This is a genomic window from Actinomycetota bacterium (assembly GCA_014360645.1).
In the GTDB taxonomy this organism is placed as follows: Bacteria; Actinomycetota; Geothermincolia; order Geothermincolales; family RBG-13-55-18; genus Solincola_B.
Genome location: JACIXD010000011.1, coordinates 1 through 22499, shown reverse-complemented (window position 1 = coordinate 22499; position 22499 = coordinate 1). Strand labels below are relative to the sequence as shown.

Sequence of the window (22499 nt, the reverse complement as noted above, 5' to 3'; positions counted from 1 at the left end):
AGACGGCGTGAGCGCGGATAGGGCAGGGTGAAGATCGGTGGATACGGCGACCGCGGAGTCGGTGAAGAGCGCCTACCTTTCCTACACAAGGCGCAGGACTCTTTTCATGGCCGCGCTGGTCGCGGCGACCCTCGCGCTGGGCGTGTTCGCCATGACCCTGGGTTCAGCCGACGTCTCTCCCCTGCAGGTGCTGCGGGCACTCACCGGACAGGCGGACCAAAGAACCGCGCAGATCGTCATCCACATAAGGCTGGTACGCGTGCTGGCGGCCGTGGTGGCCGGCATCGGTCTTTCGGTGGCGGGCTGCGTCATGCAGGGCGTGCTCCTCAACCCCCTTGCCTCCGACTACACCCTAGGCGTGTCCCAGGGGGCCGCCTTCGGCGCAGCCCTTGCCATCGTGGCCATGGGAGCGGGGAGCGTGCAGAGCACCGGCGCCGACGCGGTGCTCATCAGGAACCCCTACCTGGTCACCGTTGCCGCCTTCGCCGGCGCCATCTCCGCCACCCTGGCCGTGCTCCTGCTGGCGAGGTACAAGGGAATATCGCCAGAGGCCATGGTCCTGGCGGGTATAGCCTTCGGGTCGCTTTTCTCCGCCGGCACGGTGATCACGCAGTACTTCGCCAGCGACGTACAGGTGGCCTCCATCGTCTTCTGGACCTTCGGAGACATAGGGAGGGCATCATGGCAGGAACTGGGAATCATGTCCGCAATCACCCTTCCCGCCGCCGCCTATTTCATCCTCAACCGCTGGAACTACAATGCCCTGGTGAGCGGAGACGATACCGCCAGGAGCTTGGGGGTGGACGTGGCGCGCACGCGCATGGCCGGGATGTTCCTTGCCTCGCTGATAACCGCGGTAGCGGTGTCTTTCCTGGGAATCATCGCCTTCGTGGGGCTGGTGAGCCCGCACCTCGTGCGGCGTGCCATCGGGAGCGACTACCGCTTCCTCCTACCCGGCGCGTGCGCCATGGGGGCATTGCTGCTCCTGGCATCGGATACCTTGAGCAGGACGGTGGTCGCCCCGGTGGTGCTCCCGGTGGGAGCGATCACCTCCTTCATGGGGGCTCCACTTTTCCTCTACCTGCTGGCCAAGGGATACAGGAGGGCCTGATGCTCGCGGTCGAGGGCGTTACCTTCAGCTACGGCGCGAGGACGGTGTTGGAATCGGTCTCTCTTGATATCGCAAGGGGCGAGATATGCTCCATTCTGGGAAACAACGGGGCGGGTAAGAGCACTCTGCTCAAATGCATCCTGGGTGCCTTGCGTCCAAGTGATGGGGCGGTGTTCCTTTCGGGCGAGGACGCATTGCGCCTTGGCCGCATGGAGGTCGCGCGCCGCATGGGATACGTGGCCCAGAGGGACGGCGCCGGCGGCAGGCTCACCGTCTTCGACGCCGTGCTCATGGGCCGCAGGCCGCATATCGCCTGGGCGGCGGGTACCGGTGACCTCAGGGTGGTGGAGGAGGTGATAACTCGGCTCAAGCTTGAGCACCTCGCCCTGCGTCACCTGGACGAGCTCAGCGGGGGAGAGCTGCAGAAGGTGGTGATCGCCAGGGCGCTGGCCCAGGAGCCGGTCTTCCTGCTGCTGGACGAGCCCACCAGCAACCTCGACCTCGGGAATCAGCTCGAGGTCATGGAGACGCTGGAGAGGGAGGTAGCGGAGAGGGGAATCGCGGCTTTGATGGCCATCCATGACGTCAACCTCGCCCTGCGTTTTTCCCACAAGTTCATCCTCCTGAAAGAGGGCTCCGTGGTCGCCTGCGGCGGGCCGGAGGTCGTCGACGAGGAGAGCATGGAAACGGTCTACGGCGTAAAGGTGGCTTTGGAGACGTGTGAAGGCGTAAAGATGGTGGTGCCGCTGGGCGCTTGCTGCCGTGACGGAAAGACTTGCGGGGGGGAGGAGAGAGACCGCTTCCAGGGCCATGGTCGCTCTGGGTCGCTGGAGCCTGAAAAGGCGGCTGGGGGGGAGGGGGGCCGATGATGGCGGGCGAGACAGGCAATGCCTTCCTCGGCCTGCTGCGGGCATGGATGAGAAAAGGAGAAACGGAGATGGCGGGCGAGACAGGTAAGGTAAACGGGGATCGGGGCGACATGGAGCTCAAGCCCATCGGGGTGATAAGGTCGCCCTTTCGTTCCATGGATGAGGCTCCCTTCCAGGGACGTTTTTCGAACCGGGAGGCGGAGCTCTGCGTCTTCGATCGATACGCCGCCGGGCTCAAGGATGTGGAAGCGTCGCGTTATCTTATCCTCCTCTACTGGGGACATCTTGCCGACCGCGACGCGCTCCAGACCGTCACCCCCTGGGGGCCGGAGCTACGCGGAGTGTTCGCCTGCCGCTCGCCTTCGCGGCCCAACCCGGTGGAGTTCTGCGTGGTGGAGCTGGTGCGGCGCGAGGGGAATCGCCTGGTGGTGCGCGGGCTGGACGCCGTGGATGGGAGCGCCATCGTGGACATCAAGCCCTACAGCGCGAGGATAGATTCCGTTCCCGACGCCGTCATCGGCTGGTTCGAGGAAGATAATGGCGAGAACGGCGGGAACGAATAGCTATCACCTCCTGGGCGGGCGCATGGGCGACGTACGGGAGACCATGAAGCTCTTCCAAGCCATCCGCCGTAAAAAGGCTGAGCCCTGTGGAGAGTCAGCCAGCATGGGAAGGCGCGTCCACGTCGGCACCAACGGGCACGGCGTATAGCGCTATGACCCCGACACCGGGGAGTGGGAGCTAACCGAGGACCGGGTGAGTGGATATGCAATTTCCGCCTGCGCATGGGCCAGGAGGGGCGAGGCGCGGCCATGCGTGCCCCCCCGCCTCCGAGGTGATCGCCTTCGTCCGCGTAGCCCCCCATGGTGTCGGTGCCCCTGGCGTTCCAGCACATAGCCCGCTCGGCGATGGTGGGAGCCGAGCCGTGCACGTAGGTGGAAAAGGTGGGGTCGGGGCTGAGGATGGGGGTGGTCCCGTTGACGCAGATGGTCCTCCTGGACTTGGGGGCACCCAGAAGGAGGGAACCTTCACCGGGCCCGAGGCGGCCTGGTAGGAGACGCTGACCTCGGTCTCCGTTTCCTGGGGGTTCTGGATGAGGATGTAGGCGGTGAAGCCGAAGCCGGTGCAGCCCTCGGCCAGGTAGTAGTCGGGGGGGCGGCGGTGGAGGCGTGGCCTTCCCGCTGACTGTTCCTGTAAAGTATCCGGAGCAGGTGCGCCCCTGCATCTACACCACCAGCCGACTGGAAAGGATCAACAAGGAGATAAAGCGGCGGGCCAAGACCATAGAGGCCTTCTCCTCGGAGGAAAGCCTCATATCCGTTCTCTATCTTATCTTTAAGACCGAGAACGAGAGGCTACGGCAGAGGAGGCTCAGGGGATTCAGTGGCTTGGTGTTAGGAGAGGAAGGCAAGTCTGTGGACACAGATCTCTTGACGCTATCGGTCCCGACCGATATGGCGTGTGAGATATGCGGCCGAACAGCAGCCCCTGTTGCATCCTTGTGATCAGGGGGCCAGCATGACGCGTACGCCGCGGGCGAGCTCGTCGGCAGCATACTTGCGCACCTCCCGCCCGTTGACCGCCAGGCCCAGGGGCCGGTCATCCTCCAGCCTGAACCTCAGCAGGACCTCGCGGGGCGAGGCGAGCAGGTCCTCGATGTCCAGGCTCACCCCGTCGCCCTCTCGCCTGAAATTGCGCACCGCGCAGCCGTCGATGCCGAAGGCGCACCCCGCGGGAAGGTCCACGAATACGTCCCCGTGGGAGGGCAGGATGCGGGCCGCCGCATACAGGGAGGACCCCGCCCCCCAGTCCAGCATGAGATACCCGGGGGTGGGGACATCATAGCCGAAGTGGGCGTAGTTCTCCTCGATGGCTCCCCTGACCGAGGGGCGCAGGGGCACATAAGGCTCCTTCCCCAGGTACATGGTGGTGAAGCAGGCGCGTAGGGTCGCGACCCCGCGCTCGAAGAGCTCGCGCTCCCTGGTAGCATGATAATAGTCGATGAGCAGGGGGGCGATGAGACCCTGGCGGGCGTCGTTCCACTCCGCGTCGGTGTTCTGGGAGGCGAAGCCCCCGAAGGCGTCGATGGAGAGGAAGGGGGGGCTCCATACCTGGTGGTAGGCGAGGAGGCGGTCGAGGGCGCGTCGGCCGGCCTCCAGGTAGCGCTCCTCGCCTGCGGCGCGGTAAAGGTGTAGGAACGCCGCCGCCGTCCAGTACATACACATGGTGTTCTCGGGGCGGCAGCCGCTGCGCGGGTCCACCCATCCCACCCGCTTCGGCGAACATGAGAAGAAGGCCTCGTAATCGTACCATATATTGGGATTCACCACCTCGCGGAGGAGGAAATCGCCCCCGGATCGTGCGCTGGCAAGATATTCCTCCTCACCCGTGAGGGAGGCCAGCAAGGCCAGGAACATCACTGCCGGCGCCGACTCCGCGCTCTCCGCGAGACAGGGATCGACCGCCGCTTTCCCCTTCCTGTAGGATACCCAGGCGGGAAAGGCCCCGCTGGGGAGCTGCAGGTCCATGACGGCGCGCGCCTGCTCGCGGCAGGCTTCCAGTGCCTCCGAGCTGTTCGCGGCGCTACCCCGGGCGGCTTCCGCGGGGGCCGCGTTTCCAGGGCAGCCCTCCAGGTCTCGAAGCCACTCCAGGAGGTGAAAAGCGGTGGTGCAGCTGTCGGCGAGGTGATAACGGTCGAGGACGGTGAAGCCGCGCGTCCCCTCGCGCCATACCTGTCTCTCTCCCACCAGGTAGAGCACGGCCGGGAAGAGGCCGTGGGGGCGGGGAGAGGCCAGCGCCAGCTCACGCACCAGGGCGGAGCGGCGTTCCAGCTCGCCGTCCCCGCGCTCTCGCGCCAGCCAGGCAGCCCCGTAGGCGGTGCGCAGGTTGCAGAACCAGCTCTGGAACTCGATCACCGACGGGGATGCTCCGGGGTTTGACCCCAGGACCCTGCGCAGCAGGCGGTAGAGGAAGGGCCGGCTGGTGACGTGCGCGGCCCCGAAGCGAAGGATCCAGGCATAAAGATCCGGGAGGAAGATGAAGGCGGCGTTGGTAATGCGGTCCTTTCTCAGGGGAGGATGTTTCGAGTTCATGTTGTAGGCATAAGCCCCGCCGCATCTCCTTCCTCCCATTTCCATCTCCACCCAATTCTCGTCGTTGAGAAACGCCCATTCCCCCGCGCGTCCCGCCAGCTCCGCCAGGGGCAGGACCTGGGGGCCGGGCCGCAGGGAACGGGGGCGACCGTACCTCTCCCAGAGGAAGGAGTTGACGCGGCGGTGCAGGTCGGCGCCGCTGCCCGTGGTGGCGAAGAGGTGGTAGACCAGCCTTATCTCCTGACCCTTCTGTATGGAAAAGCATGGTAAACGACGGGCGGTGAAATATACGTGCCCCTTGACGCGGTGGTCCGCTATCCCGAAGATAAGGGAGTCGCCCTCCATAGCCATGGCGGTGCGCAGCCCCGACGCGCCCAGGGCTGCGAGCGCCTCCAGGTCCGGAACCAGGGCCAGGGTGACCGTCTCGCCCTCCAGGATGGCACAGGGAGACCGGAAGACCTGGTCCGGGGCGACCATGCCGGGCTCGGGATGGAGGTGGGGGACGAAACGGTACCCACCCTCCCTGGCGCCCCCGGCAAGGCGGTAGGAGACCGTGCAGGACGATAGCCGCAGTGAACGATGCGCGCGCAATGTGTGCGCGACCCTGAAGCACCCCTTTTCCAGCTCCTCGACGCCCGTCTCGCAGGCGATGAGGTCGGATACGGAAGCCCCGGTCAGGCGCGAGACGGCGCTCCATGCCGAGATGGCCGGGGCGTGCGCCTCGGCGACCCTGACCTCGCCCTCCCACTCCTCGAGGTAGATCGCGACCTCCGTTCCATCCTCCTCCCGCACGCAGGCGATACGAAAAGCGCTCTCCTCCTCCATGGCTTCCTCCCGTGAACGCCGTCGCCGTTTCCTTTGAGCAGTCCCGACTCAACGATGAGGAGGGGGTTCCCGGTCTCCTCTCCCCCCGGGCCCCGCCGCCTTTCCCCCGCAGCCGCTCGCAGCCGGCGCGTGAAACGACCCGTGAAAGAACACGCTACTACTCCGTTTTAGTGTGGACGAAAGCGCTGCAAAGTCAAGGGCAGACAGGATATGTGGGCCCAGGAAGGGTCCACATATTTGCGACAGTGGACGAAAGCGCAGCAAAGTCAAGGGCAGACAGGAGGCCAGGTTTCTCCGTCAACGGTTCCGCCGCCATGCCCGGATAGAATGCCCTGATCCATCACGACCGAAGAGGGCATCATCACTTTCGCCGTGACGCTAGCGTGGGCACAGGCGCGCGGGCTTGGGGCGGTTGGGACAGGGACTGGGATAAACGCGTGCCCGTTACCTTCAGGCGACTTCGGACATGACCGGTCCCTGCTTCTGGCGGGACAAGCCTGGGACCGGGACAAACGCAGCCCCGTTACCTTCGGGCGGCAAGCCCGTAGATGAGGTAGTCGGCCATCGCCTCCGCCACGCGCGGGATGTCCACTTCCTTCCTGTAAAGGAAGAGATGGAGCCCGAGGTGTTGGGGTGCCCCCGCGACGATATCCGCGACCACATCCACGTCCAGCGGCCGGAAGACGCCCATCTCGATGCCGCGGTTGAGGATCAGCTTCACCAGCTCGGAGACACGCTGCTGCCATTCCACGATGCGGAAGTCTATCTCCTTGTTCAGGCCCATGACCTCCTGGATGTAGATGGCGGAAAAGTCCAGGTTCTCGGCGAAGAAGTTGTAGAGCTGGATGATGGCATTCTTGGTCTTTTCCTTGAGCTCGTCCAGGGTGTTGGGCAGTTCGTTGAACTCCCGCAGGACGATCTCGAACATGTTGTTGAGGATGGTGTCGATTAGCTCCACGAAGAGGTCCTTCTTACTGTCGAAGTAGCTGTAGAAGGTGGCCCTGGCGACGTGGGCCTCCTGCAGGATGTCCTCGACAGAACAGCGGTTGAAACCCTTGCGGGAGAAGATGCGTATTCCGGCGTTGACGATGTCCGCTCTCTTGTCGCGTCTGGGCAACTTGCGTCCTCCTTTTCGCGTCCAACTGAACGAGTGCATACGGTTTATATATTTTTGTCACTTATAAATTGATTTGTCAACAAATACGGGGGTGAACAGATGGGCGTTATGCAGGATAAAGAGGTCTCCATCTCCATTCACCAGGAGTAAAGGTGTCAGGAGGCGCCGCCGGTCTGTGGCGGATGTTGCGGGGGGTTTCGGATGAAAACGACACACGCCGGTGTTGACGGCTCGCTTGATCATGCGTGAAAGGCGGGGACGGGAGAGCAGCCGTGGCGTATATGGGCCGACATGGCCGGACCAGGAGGAGAGAGGCCGGCATCGTGCCGGGACCGTTACCGCGCGGCAGGGCGCCTCCCGATGAGCGAGCCGCGCGGAGGGTTTGGAGAACGTCGCGGATTGCGGCGATAATGATGGGAGGGCGGGCGTGAGATCGCAGGCCCGGAGATGAGGACTTGGCCGGCTGGTCGCGGCAGGAAGCTTTCCGGCTGCGAGGGAGAGGCGGGCAGCCATCTACCCCGGGGTATGGCGCCTCCGTATTGAGATGCCCGTGCAGGGCACGGAGAGGATCTCACCCGGCCCGACGCGTCTTCACGCGGGAAACGTCATGAGCGGGAATGGAGCCGCATCCCCTCATGGGGTAACGAGAAGACCCCGTACGCCGGAAAGGGATGGTGAGATCAGGGAGGAATGCAAGGGTTGAAGGAAGGAGAGAAAAAACGGCGGGCGGAATCACGCGGGACTTATTCCGCGCCGCTCCCTGGCGCGACCGCAAAGGTCGGTGAGGTGGACCGCCTACTCGAAGGCTGTTACGGAGACCGCCCCTGGAGCCCGAGGTTTCCCACTCTCCTCGACGGCCTGGTGCACACCGTCCTCTCCCAGAACACCAGCGACGTGAACTCCCACCGAGCCTTCGGCGACCTCAAGAGGCGCTTTCCCGACTGGGAGGAGGCGGCGGCGGCGACCGTCTCGGAGATCGAGGAAGCCATCAGGAGCGGGGGCATATCCCACATCAAAGCGGCACGCATCAAGGACATCCTGGAGACGGCACGCCTTCGCTCGGGCTCGTATTCCCTGGAGTTCCTGGGCGCCATGGGGCCGGAGGAGGCCCTCGCGTACCTTTTGGGACTGCCGGGAGTGGGGAGGAAGACCGCGGCGGTGCTGCTCCTCTTCCAGCTCGGACACCCCTTTTTCCCCGTGGACACCCATATCCTGAGAGTCGGCAAGCGGCTGGGGCTCATACCTGCCGGCGCCTCGGCGGATAAGGCGCACGATATCATGGACGCGGCGGTCCCTGACGATATAAAGTTCAGGCTGCACCTCAATCTGATCGAGCACGGCAGAAAGGTATGCGGGGCGAGGAAACCTCTCTGCCCTGTATGCTGTCTGAAGGAAATATGCCCTCGTGTCGGCGTGGGCGGAGAGTGCGGCGAGGCGCAAGAAGCCGTCCGGGGGCGGGGTCGGGAGGCCAGACCTGCGATGGAAAGGAACGGAAGATGCTGAGACCCAGACTGGCGATGATCCCCGTCGTGCTCGTGCTCATCTTTTCCGTCCCCCTGGCTTTCGCGCAGGGGACGCGAACGCAGATAGAGGAGGTCTTCGAGCAGACAAAAGCCATCCGGAGGCTCCAGGCAAGCCCCGACATCAAGGTCAACTTCCTCTCCCGGGAACAGCTCGAGGAGCGCATGCTCGAGGACTTCGAGAAGGACAACCCCGAGGAGGAGATGAATGACGCCGAGGAGATCATGGAGATGCTGGGGTTCATAGACCCGGACCTCGACCTCAAGCAGTTCTACATCGCCCTCCTCACCGAGCAGATAGCGGGCTTTTACGATCCCGAGGACGATGGACTCTACCTCATCTCCGAGGAGCAGGAATCCATGAGCGTCACGGACCGCTACACCCTGTCGCACGAGTTCGTGCATTACCTACAGGATGCGAACTTCGACCTCATGCGTCCCCCTTTCCATGACCCGGAGGACGCCGAGGTCAAGACCGACGACGACGCCTCCTTCGCGGCCACCTGCCTGGTGGAGGGGGACGCCATGATCGCCTCCGAGTTCTGGCTCACGGAGTACGTCGACGTCTCCGATATGCTGAAGATGCAGCTGGAGAGCGGCGACTATTCCAGCCAGGTGCTGGACAGCGCCCCCGAATACATACGGGACGGCTTGCTCTTCCCCTACACAGAGGGCGCCGACTTCGTGCGTTACATCCACAAGAGGGGAGGTTTCGCAGCGGTGGATGCGGCCTTCGCCAACCCCCCCACCACCACGGAGCAGATCTACCATCCCGAGAAATACCTCGGAGGCGAGGGGGCATTGAAGGTGAGCCTGGAGGACCTCTCTCCCATCCTGGGTGAGGGGTTCAAGCTGGACTACGACAACGTGCTGGGGGAGTTCGACGTCTTCGAGCTCCTGAAACCCTATATGCGCAAGAGCGCCGCCGAGCGCGCTGCGGAAGGATGGGGTGGCAATTATTACCATTACTACAGCAACGACGCCGGCGCGAAGGTGCTGGTGCAGGAATACGTATGGGACAGCGCGAAGGATGCGCAGGAGTTCGTGTCAGCCTACCTGGAGTACGTGAAAGGACGTTTCGGGAAGGAGGCCGTGGAGGGCAGGGCGACAGGGGCCTGGAAGACCTGGAAGACCCAGGACTACCACCTCGGCATAAAGATCGACGGCGACAGGACCTGGCTGGCGCAGTCAACGGAGGAGATGCCCTTCCGCAAGACTCTCTCCTTCCTGGGCGAGGAGGGAGAGGCTATAACGGAAGGGGCGCTGGAGGAAGGCGAGGAGACCACAGGCGCCGAGACCGACCTCACCTGGCTGGTGGTGACGGTGGTGGTGGGCATGCTGGTGCTGGGCCTGGCCTTGGTGGTGGCTATGCTGGTCGTCAACCGCAGGCTGCCCGGGTCTCCGGCCACGCCCACCGGCGCTCCGCGCGGGCCGTATTTCTACCCCCCGCCCCCGCAACCACCCCTGAACGTCCCGCCGCCCCCCGGCACGCCCGCCATGCCGCAGACCCGGGTACCCCCGCCCCCAGGTCCATCAGGCCCAACGGGCGGCATGCCACATGAGGCGGGAGGCCTGATGCCGCCCGGCACGGCACCCGGCATGCAAGTCGTCGAGGAGGGACCAGAGGGCGAGCGGTGAAAAGGAGCATCGAGGCGAGGAAGGGACGCCCCTTCTAAGTCATCCTTGTTGTCCGCCGGACCCCATGGGTTATAATAGTGCTCTGGAAACGAGCGAGGGCCCATAGCTCAGTCGGCAGAGCAGCGGACTCATAATCCGCGTGTCGTAGGTTCGAGTCCTACTGGGCCCACCAAGTAAAACCGCAGGTCGGAGGGCATATTCTCCGGCCTGGTTTCCTTTTACGGGAGGGGTCGCTTGTGGGCGCGCCCGAAATACGCCGGAAGTTTGCGCCGCGAGGCCGTCCCTCATCTCCTCCTCCCGGTGATGTCCACGACCTTGAGGTCTCGGGAGAACATGGCCTCCATCCGCTTCAGGGCGCGGTCGTAAGAGCCCGGAAAGAGATGGGCGTAGGTGTCCATGGTGACGATTGTCCAGGAGGGCCTCGACCTCCTCCGGCGTCAGGTAGTCCATCTCTTTCCTTTCGACCCGCGGCGGCCTTATGGCCACGGTGGGGTCCCGGTTTATAAGCTCCAAGGCCAGGGCGTGGCGGAGAACGACCTTGAGGACGCGATAGACCTTCCCGGTGGTGGCGGGGGAGGTCCCCCGCTCCCCCTCCCAGGAGAGGAAATCCTGAACCCTGGCGGGGGTTATCGCGGAAAGTCTCGTCTTGCCGAAGAAGGGTACCAGGTGGTTTCGCAGGACCTGCTCGTAATCGGCGTAGTTGGAGGCCTTGATCTCGCCTTTTTTGGCCTCAAGGAACCGAGCCGCGAACTCGGCAAAGGTGGGGTCCTCCCTCTCCTCCCCGAAGGTCCCCCGTGTCACCTCCTCCAGGACGCGCCGGAGGAGCGCCTCGGCGTCCTTGCGCCTGGGGCCGGCCACCTTCTCCCTCCAGCGTCCGTGTTGGTCCTTGAAGCCGACGTAGTAGCTGACCTTGCCGGAAGGGTACTCGCGTCTTCGGATGTAGGCCATCTCCTCCCTCCTCAAGGGGATTATATCCCGCAAAGGTGACAGCTGTATGTCACTGCCATCGTTGCCACCTAAACCCCCTTCCTTTTGGCCTTCGAGTGAGCGACCCGCATAGATGCTTCCGTCTTATAGGCGTATTCCGGGAACCTCTCATTCCAGGCCTCAAGCCGCTCCCTCCACGACATCGACGGCGTCTCTTCCTTGAACGCGAGAAGGAGCTCGGTCTTGAAGTTTCTTTCCTTTGGGAGCGGCAGGTGTATCCTCTCCCCGAAGGCCTCCATAAACGCCTTGCGCCTCTCCCGGTAAAGGCGTGCGATCTCGTGCGGCTTCTCCCGGAGATCTCCGCTGATGGTGAAACCCGCCGAAGATATGCCGAAGGCCCCGTAGGACGCGGCATATACCGTCATCCAGGTCAAGGTCTCCGGGACCTCCCCGAAGAGCACCAGGCGCATCGTATCCTCGAGTGGGAAGCCTATCTTATCCGCCAACGCCTGACACCTCAGTTTAAAGCGCGAAAGGTGGCGGTCCCCGGACTGCATACCGAGCTCAAAAAAAGTTTCTTCCTCCCTGGAGGCGACGAGGACGTCCTCCATTTTGAGGATCTTCTCCAGGGTTTCTTTTGAGACAATAATCTCGAGACGATACGCGAACTCATCCGCCTGATGGGAGCGCCTCCACTTATCGGCTTTCTCCCGGGTGAGCGGCTCCTCCTGGCCTAAGAACTCAGCGCGGATCTGTCTTATGACCCTATCCCATTGTCGGGCCTTGCGCTCGTTCTCATATCGCGCCCTATTGCTCGGCGGGCCGGGGGCTGATTTTCTCTTCCGGATCCTTCGCGGCACTCCTGCTCCGGGATGTGGTAGCTCGTTATAAATAAAATCAAGGATATTCTCGAGGTCTTCCTCCGTGAACTTCTCCTTCCAGGAGTCATCGAATAATTGGCCGATGCAGTAATCAAGCAGGTCCAGGGAGATCTCCTGCGTGAGCTCCTCCTCGATTCTCCGCTTGAGCGCTTCCCGATTCATGTTACCCTTACTGTACAGTTAAGTTAATATGTTATGTTATTTACAGCGTTTGAAAACATGATAACTGGAGGTGGACAAGATGTCAATAACAAGCACTTCCCTGAGAAAGAACCGGGGAATGACGCAGGCCGATCTCGCGGAGAAATGCGGCGTATCCCGCGCCCTTATCGCCATGATCGAGGCTGGCCATATACGCCCTTATCCGCGGATCCGCCGGGAGATCGCGGAGGCCCTGGGCGTCCTGCCAGCGGACCTGTGGCCGGAACTCGAGGGAGGGGATAAAAAGCGAAACAAAGGAGGAAAATGATGGAAAGGGCACTCGTAAATGCGAAGGAGTTAGGGGCGATCTTGGGGGTTCCGTATGCCCAGGTCTGCAGGATGGCCCGCCGTGGGGAAATCCCCGTGATTAAAGCTGGCAAGTATTACCGGTTTGCACCGGAGGAGGTCATCGCCACCCTCCGGAAGCCCGTGAGAAAGGACCTGGACGATGAACCTCGATAACCTGGACAATCCCCCCCTTAAGGGGGTGAACCCCTATGAGCGGGTCCTGGACGGGGAGATCAGCATATTGGACGTCCCGAAGGGCGCGGGCGACAACGGCCACGGCCCCACGGGGGCGGCGGAGGGGGACCTTGCCCGCCGTTCAGGCAAGATTAAACCCGTGCCCATCACGTATCTCCCCGGCCTGGTGGAGATCGTGAAAGACAATGGGGCCCCGGCCTTCCTCATGGCGGATAAGGGAGTCTATCGCCAGTTGGAGTATGAGGGGAGACCGGGCATCCCTCATACCGATTTTACCAAACTCTTCGGTGAGCCCCTAGAGGCGGAGGAGGTGTTGGGGAGTGAGCTGGACCCTCCCGCGCTCATCCGGGAGTTGGAAGAGTTTGTCGGCCAACATACCGAGCTACCGGAAGAACTTCCGCCCTTGATATTATCCCTATGGACCATACAGGGATATTTGCAGGAAAGCTTTAATGTCCTGCCATATCTCTACCTCTCGGGGCCTTACGGTTCCGGGAAGACAAGGGTCCTTGAGACCTTGGCGGCGGTGGCCTTCCGGCCCCTCTTCACAACCGTCCTGACTCCCGCGGCGATCTTCCGCACCGCGGAGGCCTGGAAGCCCACCTTCCTTGTGGACGAATCCCGTATCAGCGGGAACGATAAGGCGGACCTTCAGGCGATACTGAATAATCGTTATAAGCGCGGGGTCGCCGTGATAAGGTGCAAGCCGAAGAGTTTTGAGATCCAAGCCTTCAATGTCTTTGGGCCCACGGCCATCGCGGGCGATGGGAAGGCCAACCTTTCCATCCCCCGCGCCCTGGTCACCCGTTCCCTCTCCGGCGTGATGGCGACGACGACCCAACCCCTCTCCCGGTGGGTGTGCCCAGAGGATGGGCGCCCTCTCCGGGTGAAATTGACGGCGCTCCGTCTTGCCTATTACGGCGCGTCGCTTCCGGAGGCGCCGCGGCTTGCGAATGGTCGGCTGGACGAACTGGTGAGCTCCTTACACTCCCTCCTCCTCCTCTTGGACCCCTCGAGGGACCAGGAGTTTCGGGAGGCGGTGGCCGGGCAGATACACCGCTACACCGCGGATGAGCGGGACTGTATGGAGGCGGAGCTTGCGGAGGCGCTGGCCGGCCTGGAGCCGGACGCGGAGGGGCGTATATCGGTGGCCGAGGTGGTGGAGGCGCTAGGGTGGAACCCGGAGGACCGGAGCAACACCACCAGGGCGGGGAACCTACTCCGGCGGGCAGTAGGCCTTGAGCCCGTCCGCTTCCGCCGGGAGGGCAAGCAGTACTCGGGTTATATTTGGAAGGCGGAAAGGGTAACCCGGTTTATTACACGTTATTATCCGGAGAAAGGTTGCACAGTTGCACAAACAGGGGCGTTTTCGCAGGTAAATGATGGTGTGCAACCTTTGTGCAACCTCGATTTTCAAGGTTGCACAGAGGAGGAAGTTGCACAGAGCGAGTGTGCAACCTCGGAGGGTGTGCAACCTCTTGTTTTTAAGGTTGCACACGAAAACACCCCCTCTGAACAGGGAAAATACGAAGGGTGTGCAACCGTGCAACCTAAAACACCTATTTTAAATATAACTCCCCCTACAAACCCTCAACCCCAGCTTGAGGATTCCGGGGAGGACTCCGGCGTCGTCGTCCTGGTCGAAAAACCCCACCGCATAGAGCTACGGCCAAGATGTAAAACCCTGGTGGCCGAGCTCGCCGGGGGCATCTATCCCTGGGAGTATCTGTTCGGCGACCCCGTCCTGGCCGCCATCCCCTTACAGGAGGCCTTGTATGAGGGCGGGTGGAGGCTTGTGGTCGTCTCCGGCGACCGGTGCTGGATGACCCCCCATGAGGCCCTGGGGGAGGCGGAGACCAGGCCCCATGGGACGCTTGTCCCGGAGCACCTTTGGCAGGAGCTCGGGAGGGTGGCGTCATGAATTATGGCCTCATCGACGAGATAAAAGCCCGTGTGACCATCGAGGAGGCCCTGGCCCACTTCGGCCTATCCGTCCCCTCCCGCTCCAGGGACCCGGTGATGGCCCGCTGTCCCTGGCATGAGGACAGGGCCCCCTCCCTGGCCGTGTATCGCCGTGAGGGGCGGGCGTGGTGTTACGCGTGCAACAAGGGCGGGGACGTGCTGGACGTGTCCGCCCTCATGCTCAACACGGACACCAAGGGCGCCGTAGACTACTGGGCAGACCGCTTGCGCCTCCGTCACTCAAGGCGGGAAGACCTCCGGCCCGACCCCCACGCCCGCATCCGCCGGTTACGGGAGGCGTGTCGCCGCGCAAGCCACGAGATCGAGCGAGGCATGCCCAGGCCGCTTGACCCCGAGCTGTTGAGCGCGTGGGATGCGGCTTACGCCGCGAAGGCGGCCGTAGATGAGCGCGCCTGGCGGAACGGTGGGCCTCAAAACAAGGCCGAGGCGATCGCCTATCTCCGTGAGCTTGTGGCGTGGCGGGCGAGGTGGGGGCGCCTGCTCGCCGAGATAAACGGTGATCCCGACCTGTGGACCGGCGATGAGAGGGTGGCGATACTACGTGCCCTCCGGGACCGTATCGACCATGCGTCGACAGGCCAAGAGGGGATAGGCATGGGCAGTTTCTGTGAGCTACAAGCGGGTACCGCGGCCAAGTCATCTTTAAGCGACCGCAAAATTGGATAGGGGGGGTCGACCGATCAAAGGTAGTCCTAGTCCGCCCCTCATGGCCTTACCTAACCCCTACCGGCATTGCCATAAGGGATACGATCTTTTCCGGATAAAGGGTTAACCCATATTTTGGTTACGGGTATATTGCGCGTACCCACACGTCCTGGACTTACAGCCCCTCATGTGTGAGGACTATTCCCGCGATTAGGTTTATGGAGCCCTGCAGACATAGGCCCTAACGCACTGAGTAGCCCCAGAAGGCGCGAACTCGTCCGGGTAAGGGGTTTAAAAAAACTCTGGTCGTCCAGTCGCCCTCCAGGCAGCGGCGATGGGTGCACTAGGTGCTGAAGCAATGAAGCGTAAGCTGTCAGGGGCAAGAAGGGAAGCTCTTTAGATGTCCCCTTAAGTCCTTATTCCAAAAACAATTCAAATGTAGGCGTGCTTAAGCCCATGACGTAAGCACATGTTGCGGCTGGCCATCCCTTCCTGAATCAACGGACTAATCGTAAAATAAGTTTAAATTTATAAAAAGTAGACGACCATTGAGTTAACCTGGGAGAAATGTTTATTCCTGAAGGAGAAAGACTTAGAAATTAAGAAAAAAAGAGCCAGAACGTTCATGTCGTTTCAATCCTCCGAGGCCGATTGAGAGGAGAGGAAGGACTGGGCGATAAAGAGGGAAGAGCGAGGGTAACGCCAATGCGTAAACTTTCTGATCAGGAGATTGAGCAGATCGCAAGCCTCCTCAAGGAAGGCAAGCCTTTGTCGGAGGACTACAAGACGGTCCTCTTTGATGCCAAGAAGGAATACGAGCTCGCCTATGCCAACAAGGAGCGGGAAGAAGACATCCTGTCCGATACAATGGCCGTTCCCTTACAGCCGGTCAAGACCTTTCGCAACGGTGAGGATGGTAGTGGTTGGACGAATATGCTCATCTTCGGGGACAACCTCCAGGTCCTCAAAACCCTCCTACTGATGAAGCAGGAGGGAAAATTAAAGAGCGCTGATGGAACACCGGGGGTGAGGCTGGTTTATATTGATCCGCCTTTTGCTACAAGGCAGGAATTTCAGGGAAGCCAGAATCAGAAAGCTTACCAGGATAAGATTGCTGGAGCAAATTTTCTTGAGTTTTTGAGAAAAAGGTTGGTTTTCCTACGTGAATTGTTGAGTGAGGATGGAAGTATTTATGTGCATTTGGACTGGAAAAAGGTTCATTACATCAAAGTGCTGATGGATGAGATATTTGGGGAGTACAATTTCATTACCGAAATAATCTGGAATTACGGTAGCCCGTCAGGTGGAAGAGTAGGAGGAAGTAAACTTGTTCGATCACATGAAACATTGATTGGGTATGCCAAACATTATGGAAAACATGTCTATAATCAAGTCTACCTTCCATACAGTGAAAAATATATCAATGACTGGTTCAAGTATGAAGATGAGCAGGGCAGGAGATATCGAAAACGGCAACGTGGTAGAGATAAAGACGGAAATATAATTTGGGAGAAACAATATTTAGATGATAGTAAAGGTATGCCTGCCTCCACTGTATGGTATGACATTCAACAAATTTATGCTGATCCAAGAGCTTATAAAGCAGACCAGGCTGGGAAATCTGAACTTACAGGCTATCCTACTCAGAAACCTGAGAAACTTTTAAACCGTTTAATCCAAATGTCCTCCAACCCTGGTGACATTATCCTGGACTGCTTTGCTGGCTCAGGCACCACGCTTGCCGTGGCAGAGAGGTTAGGCCGTAGATGGATTGGTGTGGATTGTGGGAAGCTTGCTATATACACTATACAGAAGCGCCTCTTGAACATCGCCGAGAGCAAGAATTTGGGGGATCCCCAGAAAAAAAAGAAATACGGCAAGCCGTGCAGGCCATTTACCCTTTATAACGCCGGTCTTTACGATTACCAAATGCTCAAGAATCTACCTTGGGAGCAGTATCGGGAGTTTGCCCTAAAACTATTTCAATGCCGAGATGAGAAGCACGAGATTTCCAAGATCGAACTGGACGGCTACTTGGGGGCGGACGGTGTTTTGGTCTTCAATTACCAGAAACACAAGGATGTTATGTTGGACCGAGGTTTCATCGACGATCTACACAGGCATCTGGAAGAGAGAATCGGCAGACGCTTCTTCATAATCGCCCCCGCCGCCTCGGTGCGCTTCCTGGAGGACTACATCGAGAAGGGAAGCACGAAATACTTCATCCTCCGAATCCCCTATTCCATTATCGAGGAGATTCACAACCGGGGGTTTACCAAGATCAAACAACCTGTGAGCGAGATGGATATCAACGACACAGTGGACGCCGTAGGCTTTGACTTCATTCAGGTGCCGACGGTGGAGTGCAAATACTTCATTGACGACAAGAAGGGGCAGCAGAAGTTGGGAGAAGGGACAAAAGAATGCGTCATAAAGATTGAGAAGTTCGAAAGCAAGGTCATATCCCGGAAGCCCCTTGAGTTTGCCAACCTTGAGACGCTTTCCATGGTCATGTTGGACTACGATTTCGACGGGGAGGTCTTTGACCTAGACGAGGTCTTCTACGCCGAAGAGCTCAAAAAGAATGGCTACGAAGTTCGTTTTGGTAAAGATAAGGTCAAGGGGCAGATGATGGTGATTTATATGGACATCTTTGGAAACGAGAGGCGGGAGATAAAAACCCTGTCCGATTTCGAAGGGAAGAGGGGTAAGTAGCTATGCTTGACCGCCAGACCTTTCAAAATAAGGATTTGGTCCTCAAGGTATCCCCCAACTACGACCCCACGAGGTTTGATCCGAATAAATACGAGGCATTCCTGGACGCCCTCTGTGGGGACAGGGAGTATCAGAAAGAGGCCGTCAGGGTGACGGTGCGTTACTTTTTGGGCGGGGAATACCAGTGCCTCAAGGAACTGGCGGAGGAAAACTACCGCAACAACCCCAAACTCCAGGAGAAATATTCCTCCTTTGAGGATTTCTCGAGTCATCTACAACTGCCGGATAAGCTCTCCTGTTCCCTGGACCACGCCACGGCCACCGGCAAAAGCTTTGTGATGTATGGCATCGCCCGCATAATGCTTGCCGAGGGAGCCGTGGATCAGGTGCTGGTCCTCTGTCCCTCTAACACCATTGAAGTTGGTTTGACGGAGAAGTTCCGAGCCCTCTCCGCCGATAGGACCCTCAAAGACCTTCTGCCCACGGATGCCAAGATAGCCAATCCCCGCATAATCAACGCCTCCAACACCATCCAAAAAGGGGACATCTGCATCGAGAACATCCACGCTACCTACATCAATACCAGATCCGCTATCGAGGACAGCCTTGTTGGGAAAGGGGAACGGACACTGGTGTTGAACGATGAGGCCCACCACCTGATGAGCCCCTCCGATACGGCTCTCAAAAAATGGAAGGAGTTTTTACTTGACCCCAGATATGGGTTCAAATTCATCGTGAACGTTTCCGGCACCTGCTATATAGGAGATGATTATTTTACAGATGTTATTCACCGCTTTTCCCTGAGTGACGCCATTGAGGAGAAATACGTGAAAACCATCCGTTACGTGGCGGAGGATTCTTCCGGGAGCGAGGACGAAAAATTTCAAAAGATTTACGACAATCACATTGAGAATAAGAAAGTCAAATATCGCGAGGTAAAGCCCCTCACCATCATGGTCACCAAGGACATCGCCGCCTGCAAACGTCTCACCGATAGACTGATCGATTTCCTCGCTAAAAGGGAAAATATCAGCAAAGAGCAGGCGGCGAAGAAGGTCTTGATCGTAACCTCTGCCAACGAGCATAAGAGCAATATCCCCATCCTGCGTCGTGTGGATGAAAAAGAGAATCCGATTGAATGGATTACCTCCGTCAGTATGCTCTCCGAGGGCTGGGACGTGAAAAATGTCTTTCAGATCGTTCCCCACGAAGAAAGGGCGTTTAACTCCAAACTTCTCATCGCCCAGGTGCTAGGAAGAGGCTTGCGGATACCGGAGGTCTACAGAGGCAGTCAGCCGGTGGTAATCGTTTTTAACCATGACAAATGGTCAAGCCACATCAAGCACTTGGTGGATGAGGTATTGGAGATCGAAAAGCGCATACATTCCTACCCGGTGGCAAAGAAAAAGGATTACAACTTCGATCTTTATAACATTGACTACGAGCGAATCGAGGAGGAGGTTAAGTATCCTCAAGAAGACCCCTACCAGCTCCTGAAGAAAGGCTATATCAACTACTCGAGCCAGGCTGAAACAGTAGAAAAGAGCACCACCTATGCCATGGCCGTCACCGGGGAGCAGGATGTAAAAAGGACACTGATCGAGTTCAAGCTTTATTCCGTCGAGGAGGTGGCGCACGACGTCTTCAACCGCCTACTGATTTTTGACCAGGAAGCGGGGACCGAATACAGCAAAATCTTCACCAAAGAAAAAATTGAGGATATCATCAGAAAGTCTCTTGAGAAAATCGGAGACAAGAGCGGAAGGGTGAGCGAGACAAACCGCAATCAGACCCTGGCTGCATTCGGCGTAATAAAAAGAAAGGGAGCAAAGAGCCTCAGTTTAAAGATCGAACCGAAGAACCTCATCAAGATAAATACCAAAGAGATAAAGAAGAACTCCTTAGGGGTGGGATCCCTCCGCCGTGACAGCACGGTATTTTGGGATGACTATTCCATGAAGCAGGGGGCGGTGGCGGATAGAAAGATACTGAAGGAGCTTGAGGAGGATGAGAGCCTTCCGCGATCAGCCATTATCAAAATTGAGAACGTATACAACTTCAAGACCCCCCTTAACGTGGTCTTTGCGAGCTCAGAGCCTGAGAGGAAGTTCATCCGGGGGTTGACCGCCGAGCAGACGGCCAAGGTGATAGATGCCTGGATCAAGTCCCCAGATGTCGGCTTCTACAGCATTGAATACTCCTGGCGCAAGGGAGAGCATCCTAAGCAGGGAAGTTTCAATCCCGATTTCTTTATCAGGGTGGGGAAGGATATTATCGTAGTGGAAATTAAAATGGACAACGACGTCTCCGATGAGAACAGGGCAAAGCTCCGGTATGCTAAAGAACATTTCAAAAGGGTCAACAACCTGCAGAAAGAGCAGCGGTATTATTTCAAATTCCTCTCCCCTAAAAGCTTTGACCTCTTCTTCGAGGCGCTAGGAAACGGCACTTACAGGGACTTCAAATCCGAGCTTGAGGCCAAGCTGGAGGGATAAAATTGGCGGAGATCAGCCGATTATCCGCTACCGAGCCTGGATCTTTAAAAGTTCGTAGATTCAACCTCCGGGCCTCTGGTTGAGGGATGTTTTCAACAAGGGCGGAGAAACCTGTATATCCACGGCCTGATGTGTGTGCTGGGTGCGCCAGTGTCGGCTCCGGTTTCCGTAGGTGGTATCCTGAGATACTCGAGTGACGTGCCGTTTAACGTATTCGATTCGGATAGGATTGCTTATACGTAAATGAAACCTACCCCTTGCATCCCAAAACTAGAGTGCCCATAATTGTGATCCTCAACTGAAGCTGTGGGCCTTTCTTTTTCAACAGAAGGCTCCGCTGGGAAGACGGGGCCCGGGAAACCTTTTTGAGGAGCGAACCCCTCTCCCGGCTTCCCGGAGGCCTCAAGACCCGTAGTGGGTTATTTCGGAGGCGTACTCGGGGGTCCCCTTCACCCAAGCGAAAATCTCTTTCGCGAAGAACAGGGGGCGATGACCTCTTATCTTAGTCGAAGAGTATCGAGCTTCTCCGGGGCTTGGTCCCCGGGCAACACGTAGCCAAAACTCTTGCGCTCGAAATCCTCATCAATATCATATCTGCCAAAAAACTCCCCTCCTTCTCACGATCTTTCCCTTTCAAATCTTCCGCAGCCTTGTCTCCAGCAGGCGTGGTAGTCCCCATCACGGCGAACATCCGTCCTCGCACGTCCCCAACATAGAGGACCTGGCCGACCACCCCCCTGCCCCTCCGACCTTTTCTACCCATCCTTCATCCACCGCCCCTCCCGCGCATCCAAGCCCGGGAGTACGCCCGTGGACCCCTCCAGGTCCTGCTATAATATACCTTGCATTACGCAAATAACGCGCCGGAAATACGCCGGAAGATTGAGCCGCATGAAGAAAAACGTAGGGATATGTAGGTACATGAAGGGAAAGGCCTAATTTCCCTGTATTCATGCGGATTTTAGGCCCATTAAGGCCCCTAGCAGGGAGAATGCAATATTTGGTAATAACCCGAATAAACGGACTCATAATCCGCGTGGCGTAGGTTCGAGTCCTACTGGGCCCACCAAGTAAAACCGCAGGTCGGAGGGCACATTCTCCGGCCTGGTTTTTCTACTAAGAGTCTTCTCCTAACACTCCCTCTTGTAAGGCAAGAATATCCTCATCGCTTAGTCGGATTTCTCGCTCAAGAATCCATTCCTCAGCAAACACTTCGGTTATCCTCTGAATGATCTCTATAGGGAATCTGTCTGGCCTGGATTCGTAGTTAGCCCCGCTCAGTTCATCATCGTCATCTGGCTGATTGCCCGTCTCTACGACTAAGAGAAGGCGGCGAGCCCCAATAGCTCCCTGAGGCGGTCAAGGGTTTTCCCTACTTCCTTGCTATGCTTATAACTCATTACTCACCTACTCGGCACCATCGGCTCAATAGCGGGTCACGTCTTATACTGTCTGTAAATTGATAGCGGTCTGGACTACCATATCGGTTGTTAAGCGCAAACAAAGCAACCGATGGAAAGGGGTCCAGACCTATGAACCCGGATTTCTTGTATCAAATAGCAAGGATTCTGCGCTTGTATTGCTAAAATAGCCATCAATACAGCGGCAGCAGCAATACAGGGGGGATAAACATGGATAACCTTGCGGGTGAAGCGGAAAACGCGGGTTTGAGGCTTGATTTTGACGCCCATCTTAGGCTGGGATTTCGCGGTGCAAGGGTCATAAATCATGCCAGAAGGACCATATTCCAGATGGCGGAGGTGGCTATCTCGGGTGTTCTCTTCGCCGAGGTTCTTGCCCACATCAGGTCTCTGGCCTTAGCTCCGACCTGAAACCGCTCAAAAGGAAAGGTAACTGCATATGCAGCCCACCTTGAGCGGTCAAGCATCTTCGGATATCGCTCCGGAGGGCATCTTTCACCCCGTGGCTTCAAGGATCTTCGAGGGGAAAGGAGGAAACCGGGGTTTGAACGTTTCAACCTGCCGGCAGAACGGTAG

16 protein-coding genes, 2 tRNA genes and 1 pseudogene are annotated in these 22499 nt (G+C 58.7%); 15 read left to right on the top strand and 4 right to left on the bottom strand.

The window, feature by feature from the left end:
• The first annotated feature begins 106 nt into the window (after positions 1–106).
• The 4 genes from H5T74_10475 to H5T74_10460 all read left to right on the top strand — a co-directional run bounded on the left by H5T74_10475 (position 107) and on the right by H5T74_10460 (position 3485).
• The gene (locus H5T74_10475) at positions 107–1111 is read left to right on the top strand and encodes an iron ABC transporter permease (protein ID MBC7230798.1); all 1005 of its coding nucleotides are present in this window, start codon (positions 107–109) and stop codon (positions 1109–1111) included.
• Positions 1108–1980: an ABC transporter ATP-binding protein gene (locus H5T74_10470; GenBank protein ID MBC7230797.1), complete on the top strand. Its 873-nt coding sequence runs from the start codon at positions 1108–1110 to the stop codon at positions 1978–1980. The genes H5T74_10475 and H5T74_10470 overlap by 4 nt, the downstream gene beginning before the upstream one ends.
• Positions 1981–2090: 110 nt before the next feature.
• The gene (gene tsaA, locus H5T74_10465; protein MBC7230796.1) at positions 2091–2543 is read left to right on the top strand and encodes a tRNA (N6-threonylcarbamoyladenosine(37)-N6)-methyltransferase TrmO; all 453 of its coding nucleotides are present in this window, start codon (positions 2091–2093) and stop codon (positions 2541–2543) included.
• A gap of 606 nt (positions 2544–3149) precedes the next feature.
• Complete coding sequence (locus H5T74_10460; GenBank protein ID MBC7230795.1) at positions 3150–3485, top strand: transposase; 336 nt, start codon at positions 3150–3152, stop codon at positions 3483–3485.
• Here the strand turns inward: H5T74_10460 and H5T74_10455 are convergent, their stop codons facing one another.
• Both H5T74_10455 and H5T74_10450 read right to left on the bottom strand, forming a co-directional pair.
• A complete protein-coding gene (locus H5T74_10455) occupies positions 3486–5897 on the bottom strand; it encodes a hypothetical protein (protein MBC7230794.1) in 2412 nt (803 codons plus the stop codon).
• 523 nt (positions 5898–6420) lie between these two features.
• Positions 6421–7014, bottom strand: coding sequence for a TetR/AcrR family transcriptional regulator (locus H5T74_10450; protein MBC7230793.1), 594 nt, complete (start codon positions 7012–7014; stop codon positions 6421–6423).
• A gap of 786 nt (positions 7015–7800) precedes the next feature.
• Here H5T74_10450 and H5T74_10445 point away from each other — a divergent pair.
• The 3 genes from H5T74_10445 to H5T74_10435 all read left to right on the top strand — a co-directional run bounded on the left by H5T74_10445 (position 7801) and on the right by H5T74_10435 (position 10344).
• The gene (locus H5T74_10445; GenBank protein ID MBC7230792.1) at positions 7801–8517 is read left to right on the top strand and encodes an endonuclease III; all 717 of its coding nucleotides are present in this window, start codon (positions 7801–7803) and stop codon (positions 8515–8517) included.
• Positions 8511–10172, top strand: coding sequence for a hypothetical protein (locus H5T74_10440; GenBank protein ID MBC7230791.1), 1662 nt, complete (start codon positions 8511–8513; stop codon positions 10170–10172). Before H5T74_10445 ends, H5T74_10440 begins: the two co-directional genes overlap by 7 nt.
• 96 nt (positions 10173–10268) lie before the next feature.
• Positions 10269–10344 (top strand) — tRNA-Ile (locus tag H5T74_10435).
• 317 nt (positions 10345–10661) lie between these two features.
• Here the strand turns inward: H5T74_10435 and H5T74_10430 are convergent.
• Positions 10662–11120: pseudogene (locus H5T74_10430) on the bottom strand (phage integrase SAM-like domain-containing protein).
• A gap of 68 nt (positions 11121–11188) precedes the next feature.
• The gene (locus tag H5T74_10425) at positions 11189–12142 is read right to left on the bottom strand and encodes a hypothetical protein (GenBank protein MBC7230790.1); all 954 of its coding nucleotides are present in this window, start codon (positions 12140–12142) and stop codon (positions 11189–11191) included.
• 79 nt (positions 12143–12221) lie between these two features.
• On the opposite strand from H5T74_10425, the gene H5T74_10420 reads away from it, so the two are divergent.
• The 8 genes from H5T74_10420 (at position 12222) to H5T74_10385 (ending at position 22334) form a co-directional block, all read left to right on the top strand.
• Positions 12222–12449 (top strand): helix-turn-helix transcriptional regulator, encoded by a 228-nt coding sequence (locus tag H5T74_10420; protein MBC7230789.1) that lies wholly within the window; start codon positions 12222–12224, stop codon positions 12447–12449.
• Entirely contained in the window at positions 12446–12643 is a 198-nt protein-coding gene (locus H5T74_10415; protein ID MBC7230788.1) for a helix-turn-helix domain-containing protein, read from the top strand. Before H5T74_10420 ends, H5T74_10415 begins: the two co-directional genes overlap by 4 nt.
• Entirely contained in the window at positions 12630–14585 is a 1956-nt protein-coding gene (locus H5T74_10410; protein MBC7230787.1) for a hypothetical protein, read from the top strand. Before H5T74_10415 ends, H5T74_10410 begins: the two co-directional genes overlap by 14 nt.
• Positions 14582–15313 carry a hypothetical protein gene (locus H5T74_10405; GenBank protein MBC7230786.1) on the top strand — a complete coding sequence of 244 codons (732 nt, stop codon included), beginning with the start codon at positions 14582–14584 and terminating at the stop codon, positions 15311–15313. Before H5T74_10410 ends, H5T74_10405 begins: the two co-directional genes overlap by 4 nt.
• A gap of 684 nt (positions 15314–15997) precedes the next feature.
• The gene (locus tag H5T74_10400; protein ID MBC7230785.1) at positions 15998–18007 is read left to right on the top strand and encodes a site-specific DNA-methyltransferase; all 2010 of its coding nucleotides are present in this window, start codon (positions 15998–16000) and stop codon (positions 18005–18007) included.
• A 2-nt stretch (positions 18008–18009) separates the two neighbouring features.
• Entirely contained in the window at positions 18010–20502 is a 2493-nt protein-coding gene (locus H5T74_10395; GenBank protein ID MBC7230784.1) for a DEAD/DEAH box helicase family protein, read from the top strand.
• A 985-nt stretch (positions 20503–21487) separates the two neighbouring features.
• Positions 21488–21571 (top strand) — tRNA-Ser (locus H5T74_10390).
• 562 nt (positions 21572–22133) lie between these two features.
• Entirely contained in the window at positions 22134–22334 is a 201-nt protein-coding gene (locus H5T74_10385; GenBank protein ID MBC7230783.1) for a hypothetical protein, read from the top strand.
• Positions 22335–22499 lie beyond the last annotated feature (165 nt).